This is a genomic window from Algoriphagus terrigena DSM 22685 (assembly GCF_000429445.1).
Classification (GTDB): domain Bacteria; phylum Bacteroidota; class Bacteroidia; order Cytophagales; family Cyclobacteriaceae; genus Algoriphagus; species Algoriphagus terrigena.
The window spans coordinates 367654-377035 of the sequence record NZ_AUBW01000004.1 but is presented as its reverse complement, the minus strand read 5'-3'; the positions used below and the strand labels follow the sequence as shown (position 1 = coordinate 377035).

At 48.2% G+C, this 9382-nt stretch carries 10 protein-coding genes; 7 read left to right on the top strand and 3 right to left on the bottom strand.

What is annotated here, in order from left to right; translation table 11 throughout:
- From G459_RS30255 to G459_RS0104045, 3 genes are all read right to left on the bottom strand, one after another.
- Positions 1-209, bottom strand: a 209-nt coding sequence (locus G459_RS30255; RefSeq protein WP_211234383.1) for a hypothetical protein, incomplete at its 3' end; no start/stop codon positions are given.
- Entirely contained in the window at positions 184-1122 is a 939-nt protein-coding gene (locus G459_RS0104055; protein ID WP_425393743.1) for an IS256 family transposase, variant Zn-binding type, read from the bottom strand. The genes G459_RS0104055 and G459_RS30255, both read right to left, overlap by 26 nt.
- 156 nt (positions 1123-1278) lie before the next feature.
- Positions 1279-1851, bottom strand: coding sequence for a DUF4136 domain-containing protein (locus tag G459_RS0104045; protein WP_026966500.1), 573 nt, complete (start codon positions 1849-1851; stop codon positions 1279-1281).
- Between the two features lie 518 nt (positions 1852-2369).
- On the opposite strand from G459_RS0104045, the gene G459_RS0104040 reads away from it, so the two are divergent.
- The 7 genes from G459_RS0104040 (at position 2370) to cobA (ending at position 9314) form a co-directional block, all read left to right on the top strand.
- The gene (locus tag G459_RS0104040; RefSeq protein WP_026966499.1) at positions 2370-2786 is read left to right on the top strand and encodes an RrF2 family transcriptional regulator; all 417 of its coding nucleotides are present in this window, start codon (positions 2370-2372) and stop codon (positions 2784-2786) included.
- A 73-nt stretch (positions 2787-2859) separates the two neighbouring features.
- Positions 2860-3138, top strand: coding sequence for a DUF2061 domain-containing protein (locus tag G459_RS0104035; RefSeq protein ID WP_026966498.1), 279 nt, complete (start codon positions 2860-2862; stop codon positions 3136-3138).
- A complete protein-coding gene (locus G459_RS0104030) occupies positions 3107-3811 on the top strand; it encodes a phosphoadenylyl-sulfate reductase (protein ID WP_026966497.1) in 705 nt (234 codons plus the stop codon). The genes G459_RS0104035 and G459_RS0104030 overlap by 32 nt, the downstream gene beginning before the upstream one ends.
- Positions 3812-3898: 87 nt before the next feature.
- On the top strand, positions 3899-4798 hold the full coding sequence (cysD, locus tag G459_RS0104025; protein WP_026966496.1) for a sulfate adenylyltransferase subunit CysD: 900 nt from the start codon (positions 3899-3901) through the stop codon (positions 4796-4798).
- 150 nt (positions 4799-4948) lie between these two features.
- On the top strand, positions 4949-6208 hold the full coding sequence (locus G459_RS0104020) for a sulfate adenylyltransferase subunit 1 (protein ID WP_035455105.1): 1260 nt from the start codon (positions 4949-4951) through the stop codon (positions 6206-6208).
- A 233-nt stretch (positions 6209-6441) separates the two neighbouring features.
- On the top strand, positions 6442-8541 hold the full coding sequence (locus G459_RS0104015) for a HEPN domain-containing protein (RefSeq protein WP_026966494.1): 2100 nt from the start codon (positions 6442-6444) through the stop codon (positions 8539-8541).
- The gene (gene cobA / locus G459_RS0104010; protein WP_026966493.1) at positions 8538-9314 is read left to right on the top strand and encodes a uroporphyrinogen-III C-methyltransferase; all 777 of its coding nucleotides are present in this window, start codon (positions 8538-8540) and stop codon (positions 9312-9314) included. Before G459_RS0104015 ends, cobA begins: the two co-directional genes overlap by 4 nt.
- Positions 9315-9382 lie beyond the last annotated feature (68 nt).

Here is a 9382-nt window from a genome sequence, read left to right as displayed (position 1 = left end):
GGTAATGTGGTCAAAAATAGTTGGTGACTTTGGTTGGAAAATTTCTTAAAATGTCGGGCAGGTTTGAAGAGGACGTGAGCTCTGCTGAGGAGCAACTTACCAGCAATAGAATCTGCCAAGTGGAATGAAGGGGCTTCGTTTTTCGGAGCCCTTTTTTCACGCTTCATTCTTCTTGTTCCATGGCTAAGAAAACCCTTTCCTTCTGGCATTTTTGAAGTATAGATACCACCTCAGAAAGCTTTTTCTGTTTCCTGTTGAGAGGCCTCTGTGAATGTTCAAATTGGTTTTCAAATGTCCGAAAAATGACTCCAGGCCATTGGTTGATTTTGGAATTTTCGGATTGTCCAGGTAAGCAAAGAGGTTCGGCAACGCACTTTTTAATACAGAAAAGGAACGTCTCAACAGTTTGTGTTTATACCAAAACTTGCCCGTCAGGGGATTGACCGTTTTCTCATGAACAAACTGATGGTGTCTGCCATCCCATTGGGCGAGTTCGAGAAGCCAATAGCTGAGCTGTTGCTTGGTCTGGATCAGGTGTAGTGTAGACACAATTCTTCGAAGCTCCTGCCCGGGAATGCTTTTAGGCCTACTGAAAAGCCATATTCTGCACATCCGCTGTACATGGATCACGCATCGCTGAAGGGTGACTTGGGGGCAAACTTTGCGGATTGCCCGGAGCAATGCCCGATGTCCATCGCAGGTAATAGACTCGATCTGCACTCCAAGGAGCAGTAGATTTTCCAGGTCTTCTTTGAGCTCTTCGTATCGTTCTGCATCACTGAACCGATAGAGCTGGGTGAATTTGACGGTGTGGTCCCGATACAAAATCAAGCAAAGATCTCCGGTAAAATACGTGCCGTCAATGAGCAGATTTACCCGCTCGGAGGGGTAAACCGACAGCATCGGGGGCTCCCTCAAATAGCTTTTAAAAAGCCGTTGAACAGTGCTCTTGCTCAGGCCGGTCTCTAGGACCAACTGCTCAAAGGTGCGCTTTCCAACGACCCATTTTTCAAACCAAACAAACTGGTTGGATTTGGCTGCCGAAGGGTTGGAACCTGTGAAGAAAATGCCGCAATTTTTACACTTATACCGCTGCTTGCCAGCCTGTTTTCCCCACTTGATGGAGTCCAGAAACCCACAGGCCCAACACCGCTTTTTTTGAAGTTTTCATGAAACAAAAAAACCTTATTGAAACCAGTTTCAATAAGGTGTCTGTAATAATCTTACTGTCAGTAATTTAGAAGGTGTTTTACCAACTATTTTTGACCATTAGACCAATTATTTTGAAGCAGGAATTGGATACTCTGCCATCAGTTTCTTAACATTTTTAGGGATGGTTTTCTCGCGCTTCTCAGGCTTGGTTTTGACGATAGTGGTCAGGATTCCCTGCCAAATCAAACCCTTGGAGCTGCCGTCGTACATATCGACCACCAAGGTACCTTCGATGTAGTCGTCCTCAGAATAGGTCGTCGTAGCGCTGCCCATCCCTCCGGCGCCCATACCCCAGCCCCAACGTGGTCCGTATCCCATGCCGCCCATGTAGTTGGTGTAGGCCGTCGTGCTGGTCTTGCTGTCTAAGACAAGATAGAGCGCAATGGATGCATCTCCTCCGCTCTCGACCAAAGACATTCCTCTGGCCTCGAACTCAGCTTTCAGCGCATCCGTGATTCTTTTCTTATCAAACTCATTCAGCTGTTGATCGCTGTCCTTTTGCCAGCCTTCAAACGAGTAGGTTTTGTACTTCGTGAAGTCTGTGTCTTTATCGTAGTCGCTTTTGACCTGAGCAAAACCGGTCATTGAGACAAGCAGCAAGAGAGCTGCCGCAAATAATTTTGTTGGTAGATTTTTCATGGTTGTTTTGATTAAAGTGGTTTGAATTTTTTGATAGTCGATAAGGCATGCTTGCTTGGACTCATTTTTATATTGGGAGATACGACCTGAACCCAGAGTTTATCCCAAAGTCGCTCAACTTTAAAAAGCAATTGACAAATCGAGTCTTAGGCAGTCCAAAATCCAGTAGGATTTTTTCACGTGGTATAAGAGAGTTCATTCGAAAAATGGATTGAGCGAATGTAACGATATAATCAGACTGGATACAAATGTTTGAATTACAAAGTATCACTTAAAGGTGTAAAATAATTAGAATTACTGTCTCGTTAAGCCAGTAATTGGAGTAATCGAATGTTAAGTATGTCTATTAATGAGAATTAGTTCATGTCTGACTTCATAAATTCCTTGTTCTTGGCTGGGAAGAACGAGCCAGATCTTGGATTTTGCAACGGGAGACAATGAGGATGAAAGCAGCGAATCCCGACATCAATTCCCCACTCCCGTACTAGGGTAATCCGATTTTTCTCTTATTTTTGATCATGCTTTCCAAAAAGACCAAGTACGCCCTGCACGCCCTGACCTACCTCGGCAAGCATCGCGAAAACAAAACTGTACTGATTCAGGACATCGCTGAGGAGCATGGGATCTCTCATAAGTTTCTCGAAAACATCCTTCTAGAGTTGCGAAAAGCAGGCTATCTCGGTAGCAAAAAGGGCAAAGGCGGCGGTTATTATCTGATCAAGGAGCCCAAAGACATTCCGCTTTCACGTATCATCCGACTACTGGATGGCCCCATCGCGCTACTTCCCTGCGTGAGTCTCAACTACTACGAGCCCTGTGCGGAATGTAAAAACGAAGTCCAATGCGGGATAAACAAGGTCATGGTGCAGGTGCGGGATGAGACGCTCAAGATTCTCGAAAACAAGTCTTTACAGGATATTCTCGACGGAGAATAAATTTTTTTATCACAAACTCTATAAAATTTATAGGGATTATATACTTTTGCTTTCCCAAGCCGTATAGATATCCATGTTTCTAGATCAATTGACCAAAAAGTTCTTTTCTCCCAAACCGGGAAAAGACAGCAATGCCAAGAGCTTGCTCAAAGCCATTTCCTGGAGAATAGTGGGTACGATCGACACGATTGTGATTTCCTATCTTATCACGGGTCAATTGGTCATGGCGGTATCGATCGGTACCGTGGAGGTTTTCTCCAAGATTATCCTCTACTACCTGCATGAGCGGGTTTGGGAAAATGCAACAAAAAACAAAGCCGATGAGCCAAAGCCTGAATATATCAGATCTTGAATCCAAACTGGAGCAATTGAGTGCAGGAGAGGGCTTGGCCTTGATCGCCGAGATGTTTCCGGGCAAGGTGGTTTTTTCGACCTCGCTAGGTCAGGAAGATCAAGTCATTACTCAATTGATTGCATCTCAGAATTTGCCGGTTCAGATCTTCTCTCTTGATACGGGAAGGCTATTTCCAGAGACTTTGGAGCTTTTGGGACGCACGGAATCCCGGTACAAGACCCGGATCAAAGTCTATTATCCAGAAACTGCTTCGGTAGAAAAACTGGTCAGCGACATCGGAATCAACGGATTTTACGACTCTGTTGAAAACCGAAAATCCTGCTGCTTTGTCCGCAAAGTCGAGCCTTTAAAAAGAGCTTTGGCAGGAAATCAGGTCTGGATCACAGGCCTCCGGGCCGAGCAGAGTGCCAACCGCGGCGGGATGAAGCGTGTCGAGTGGGACGAAGCCAATCAAATTCTCAAGTATAATCCCTTGCTGGATTGGACTTTTGACCAGATGATCGACTACATCAAGGAGCATAAGATTCCCTACAATCCGATGCATGATCAGGGTTTTGTCAGCATTGGCTGCGCCCCTTGTACCCGGGCGATATTTCCTGGAGAAGACGCCCGCGCCGGTCGCTGGTGGTGGGAAGACTCGAAGAAGGAGTGCGGATTGCATGCGAAGTGAGACGCAAGAATTAAGAAGCAAACATAAGAATTATCGGATTGAAGTTCCCTTTACCTCGTAAATCGCACTTCGTAACTCGTAAATAAAATGAACAACGTATTTATTCCAAATCCCAAAGAAGCAGAATCGATCCATATCCTTCGGGAAGTGGCGGCGCAGTTTGAGCGTCCGGTTTTGCTTTTTTCCGGAGGGAAAGACTCCATTACCCTAGTTAGATTGGCTCAAAAGGCCTTTTTCCCTGCGAAAATTCCTTTTCCTCTCCTTCACGTCGACACGGGACACAACTTCCCGGAGACGATTGAGTTTCGGGACAATCTGGTGAAGGAACTTGGACTCGAACTCATCGTGCGAAATGTCCAGGATTCTATTGATCAGGGAAAAGTACGGGAAGAGCGCGGTCGCTACGCCAGCAGAAATACGCTGCAGACGACGACGCTTTTGGATGCGATCGAGGAATTCAAGTTTGACGCCTGCATCGGCGGTGCGAGAAGAGATGAGGAAAAAGCCAGAGCCAAGGAGCGCGTGTTTTCCGTTCGTGATGACTTTGGTCAGTGGGATGAGAAAAACCAACGCCCGGAGTTGTTTGACATGCTCAACGGCAAGATCCACGTGGGACAAAATGTGCGTTGTTTCCCGATTTCGAACTGGACTGAGCTGGACGTCTGGGAATATATCCGCACTGAAAACATCGCCATTCCGAGCATTTATTTCGCTCATAAGCGCGAAGTGTTCCTTCGTGACGGCATGATCTGGACTGCCAACGAGCACGTGTTCCGTGAGCCGCATGAAGAAGTAGTCGAAAAGATGGTCAGGTTCCGTACCGTGGGTGACATGACTTGCACCGCGGCAGTATTCTCCGAGGCGGTTTCTCTGGATGATGTGGTCGCTGAGATCAGACTCTCCACCATCTCCGAGCGTGGCGCCCGTATCGACGACAAGCGATCTGAAGCAGCGATGGAGACTAGGAAAAAGGTTGGATATTTTTGACATCGAGTTATGCTGCTTCTCCAGAAGCAGCATAAACTGACAAATCCAAGTCCAGCTTCGGGAGAAGCAGGGCAACAAAAAATGAGTAAGTGAATTAAACAAATCGGCTGTGGACTGTGGTCCGTGGTCTGTTGACAAAGAATCTAACAAATGGACATACAAGGCAGAAAACTCATCAAAATCGCCACTGCGGGTTCCGTGGACGACGGCAAAAGCACCCTCATCGGTCGCTTGCTGTACGACACCAATTCCCTCACGACTGACAAGATCGAGGCCATCGAGCGCAGCTCCAAGCAGCGCGGATACGATTACCTGGACTTTTCACTGGCTACCGACGGACTAGTGGCCGAGCGCGAGCAGGGCATTACCATCGATGTGGCGCATATTTATTTCAATACCGATAAGACCAATTTCATCGTCGCGGATACTCCGGGACACGTGGAGTACACGCGAAATATGGTGACTGGCGCATCGACTTCGAATGTCGCCATCATCCTGATCGATGCCCGCAAAGGCGTGATCGAGCAGACGTACCGCCACTTTTTCATCAGCAATTTGCTTCGCATTTCCCACGTGGTCGTAGCGATCAACAAGATGGATTTGGTGGATTACAGCGAGGATGTTTTCCTGAAGATCAAGCATGATTTCGATGCCTTGGTAGCAAAGAGTGACTTTAGAGAGGACCAGATCACCTTTATTCCGGTGTCGGCTTTGAAAGGTGAAAACGTCACCCGCAAATCTGATCACATGCCTTGGTATGTGGGGAATACGCTTTTGGATCATCTGGAAGTACTTGAGCCTTCGGATTTGCTCGAAAGCTCAGTTCCAAGATTTCCGGTTCAGTATGTCATCCGTCCAAAGACTGAGGCCTACCATGATTTCCGTGGTTTCTCGGGAATGCTCTACGGAGGCAATCTAAAAGTTGGAGATGCGGTGACAGTGTTGCCATCCGGCAATGAATCAACCATTAAAAGCATCCATTTCTTTGATCAGGAAGTGGAGGAAGCTGCCACCGAGTCCTCCATCGTGATCACGCTGGCGACTGAGGTGGACTGTAGCCGTGGAGACATGATTGTGAAAAGTGGCCAATTGCCGCAAAGCGAAAAGGCAATCTCTGCGACCATCTGCCAAGTCAACAGCAAGGCGTTGAAAGTGGGCGGAAAGTATATCCTGCAGCACGGAATCAACCGGGTTTTGGCCAAGGTCGATCAGATCGAATCCAGAATCCACACCGATTTCACCGGTATAGAGGAAGCCGATCAGTTGAAGCTCAACGACATCGGCCGGGTGCATTTCAGACTCAGCAAACCGATTCACTTCGACTCTTATCACACCAGCAAGTCCAACGGGGCGTTTATCCTGATCGATGAGGGAAGCTATGACACCGTGAGTGTGGGGTTTATTGAGTAGAGTCAAGAACCAAGATTCAAGACGCTAGACAAAAGACTTCGAAATTCATCATTCTATGTTCGACATTTGATATTGAAAAATAATGAACACCAAATGCTCAATATCGAATAAAGAAGTAGTGAAAGAGACATGTTGAAAGATTCGTGGATTAAACCTTACCACCTTCCAACTTTTCCACCTTTCAACCCAAAAAATTAAAGAACTATCCCCTCTCGGGAAAACCTATTATTGCCATGCAAAGCTTTCGAACTGAACTAGAAAATCCGATTGTAGAGAAAGACATCCTTGACTTGGAGCGAAAAATTGCCCTTTTCCGGGATGGGAAGATCGACTCGGAAAAATTCCGTAGCCTCCGTCTCGCAAGGGGTATCTATGGCCAGCGGCAGGAAGGAGTCCAGATGATCCGGATCAAATTGCCGTACGGCAGAGCGACTTCCGCTCAGCTTCGCAGGATTTGCAAGGTGTCGGAGGAGTATTCCATCGGACGACTGCACATCACAACCCGACAGGATATCCAAATCCACTTCGTCAGTTTGGACAGGACGCCGGAGCTTTGGGCAGAGCTGGAAAAGGACGACGTGACGCTGCGCGAAGCCTGTGGTAACACAGTCAGAAACGTCACTGCATCCGAAACCGCCGGCATCGATCCCAAGGAGCCCTTTGATGTGACTCCTTATGCCGATGCTACGTTCCGCTACTTTTTGAGAAATCCGATTTGCGGGGAGATGGGCCGAAAGTTTAAGATGTCTTTTTCCTCATCAGAAGATGACAATGCGCTGAGCTATTTGCACGATTTGGGTTTTATCGCCAAAGTGAAAAATATAGACGGTAAAGAAGTCCGAGGCTTCAAAGTGATGCTCGGCGGCGGATTGGGTTCCCAGCCGCGCCATGCGGATGCGATCTCCGACTTTGTCGAGACGGATCAGATCATTCCTTTCACAGAGGCCGTCCTGCGGATCTTTGACCGGCATGGCGAGCGGGCTAGAAGAAACAAAGCCAGGATGAAGTTCTTGGTGAAAGATCTGGGCATCGAGGCGTTTTTGGACTTGGTTGAAAAGGAGAAAAAAGCCCTTCCCTATTCAAATTTCCCGATTGATTTTGAGGCCTACGAGGCCGCTAAAACTCTTCCGAATCCGGAAAGTCCGACGCTTGACAGTGAGCCGGGGCTGGATTTTGAACTTTGGAAACTGACCAATGTCCTGCCACAGAAGCAGGCTGGCTACGTGGCCATCGGAGTACGGGTATCTTTGGGCGACTTCTACTTGGATCAAGCCCGGCCTTTGGCTGACTTGGTGGAAACCTATGCCGCGGGAGAAGTGCGGTTTACTTTGAGACAAAATATCCTGATCCGTGACGTCCGCGAGGACTTGGTTCCGTTCTTTTATCAGGAACTGAAAAAGATCGGTTTGGGTCAGCGTGGCTACAATACCCTTGGAGATATCACCGCATGTCCAGGCACTGACACTTGTAATCTGGGAATCGCCAGCTCCACAGGGATTGCCGTGGAACTCGAAAAAGTGATCACGGAGGAGTATCCACAATACTTACAAAATCAAGATCTGGTGATCAAAATCTCCGGATGTATGAATGCCTGCGGCCAGCACAACATGGCGCACATTGGTTTTCAGGGAATGTCCATGAAAGCCGGTAAGATGGTAGTTCCAGCGTTGCAGGTCCTGCTTGGCGGGGGAAATTTGGGTGATGGCAATGGAAGATTTGCCGACAAGGTGACCAAAGTCCCCAGCCGACGGGGTCCTCAGGCATTGCGCGTCTTGTTGGACGATTTTGAGAAAAATGCGGGAGGCAAAGACTTCCTCAGCTATTACGATCAGCAGGGTCAGATCTATTTCTATGACTTGCTGAAAGAACTCGGTGATGCGTCGACCATCACGGAGGCCGATTCTGTCGATTGGGGTCACAACGAATCCTATGAAGTGGCGGTCGGTGTCGGAGAATGCGCCGGTGTGATGATTGACTTGGTCGCGACTTTGCTTCTGGAAGCTTTGGAAAAACTCGATCTTGGCAAGACTGCCTTGGAAGAAGGCCGTTGGTCTGACAGCATCTACCACCACTATGCAGGCTTGATCAATGCGGCAAAGGCACTTTTGCTCAGCGACGATACCAGCACCAACAGCTACGCTAATATCATTTCTCTTTTTGATGAGAAATACGTCGAAACCGGCAAGATCAATCTGGGCGGCACGTTCGCTGACAAAGTCTATCAGATCAATCAGCACGAACCGACTCCCGAGTTTGCGGCGGCTTATGCCACTCAGGCTATGGAAGTTTATAATTTGTTGAAATCTTACCGCGAGGCGGAGGTAGAAGCATGAGTTTGAATATATATCCAAAAGTTACGCTTGTCGGCGCGGGTCCGGGCGATCCGGAGTTGATCACGCTGAAGGCAGTGTTTGCCCTGAACAAGGCGGACGTCGTCCTCTACGACGCGCTGATCGATCCTGTTTTGCTGAAGCACGCACCTGCTACTGCGCTGAAAATCTTTGTGGGCAAGCGTGTGGGCAGGCATTCCACCCCACAGGAAGACACCAATGAACTCTGCGTCAGACTGGCAAAAAAGCACGGACATGTCGTCCGACTGAAAGGCGGCGATCCTTTTGTCTTTGGTCGTGGTGCTGAGGAAATAGAATACATCGAATCCTTTGGGATCTCCACCGAATTGATTCCCGGGATCACTTCTGCGATTGCCGTTCCGGCATCGGCAGGCATTCCGGTGACCAAAAGAGGAACTTCCGAGAGTTTTTGGGTAGTAACCGGCACGACCACTACGGGTGAATTGTCTAAAGATTTGGCTTTGGCAGCACAATCCACTGCGACCGTCGTGGTGCTGATGGGAACCAGAAAGCTTGGAGAGATCGTTAGCGTTTATCGGGACTTGGGTAGAGGTGATTTGCCAATTGCCATTATCCAAAGTGGAACGACGCGTGACGAAAAGATCACGGCGGGATTTATCCATGACATCGAGCAAAAGGCGAACGAATCCAAGATCGAAGCTCCGGCGATTATTATCGTAGGTGAAGTGGTCCGGGAAAGCGTGAAACTGGCCGAGGTCTATCGGGAAGCGGTTTCAGTGATCAGTAGGCAGTAGGCAGTGGCCAGTCGCGGTCATCAGTGGGTAGAAACCAGTAAGCAATCAACAACTTGCAGTTGCTCGTT

Excerpts from the sequence above, each read along its gene's own strand:
- G459_RS0104045 (WP_026966500.1), bottom strand. The coding sequence starts at position 1,851 with ATGAAAAATCTACCAACAAAATTATTTGCGGCAGCTCTCTTGCTGCTT.
- G459_RS0104015 (WP_026966494.1), top strand. The coding sequence starts at position 6,442 with ATGCAAAGCTTTCGAACTGAACTAGAAAATCCGATTGTAGAGAAAGAC.
- G459_RS0104040 (WP_026966499.1), top strand. The coding sequence starts at position 2,370 with ATGCTTTCCAAAAAGACCAAGTACGCCCTGCACGCCCTGACCTACCTC.
- cobA (WP_026966493.1), top strand. The coding sequence starts at position 8,538 with ATGAGTTTGAATATATATCCAAAAGTTACGCTTGTCGGCGCGGGTCCG.
- G459_RS0104030 (WP_026966497.1), top strand. The coding sequence starts at position 3,107 with ATGAGCCAAAGCCTGAATATATCAGATCTTGAATCCAAACTGGAGCAA.
- G459_RS0104020 (WP_035455105.1), top strand. The coding sequence starts at position 4,949 with ATGGACATACAAGGCAGAAAACTCATCAAAATCGCCACTGCGGGTTCC.
- G459_RS0104035 (WP_026966498.1), top strand. The coding sequence starts at position 2,860 with ATGTTTCTAGATCAATTGACCAAAAAGTTCTTTTCTCCCAAACCGGGA.
- cysD (WP_026966496.1), top strand. The coding sequence starts at position 3,899 with ATGAACAACGTATTTATTCCAAATCCCAAAGAAGCAGAATCGATCCAT.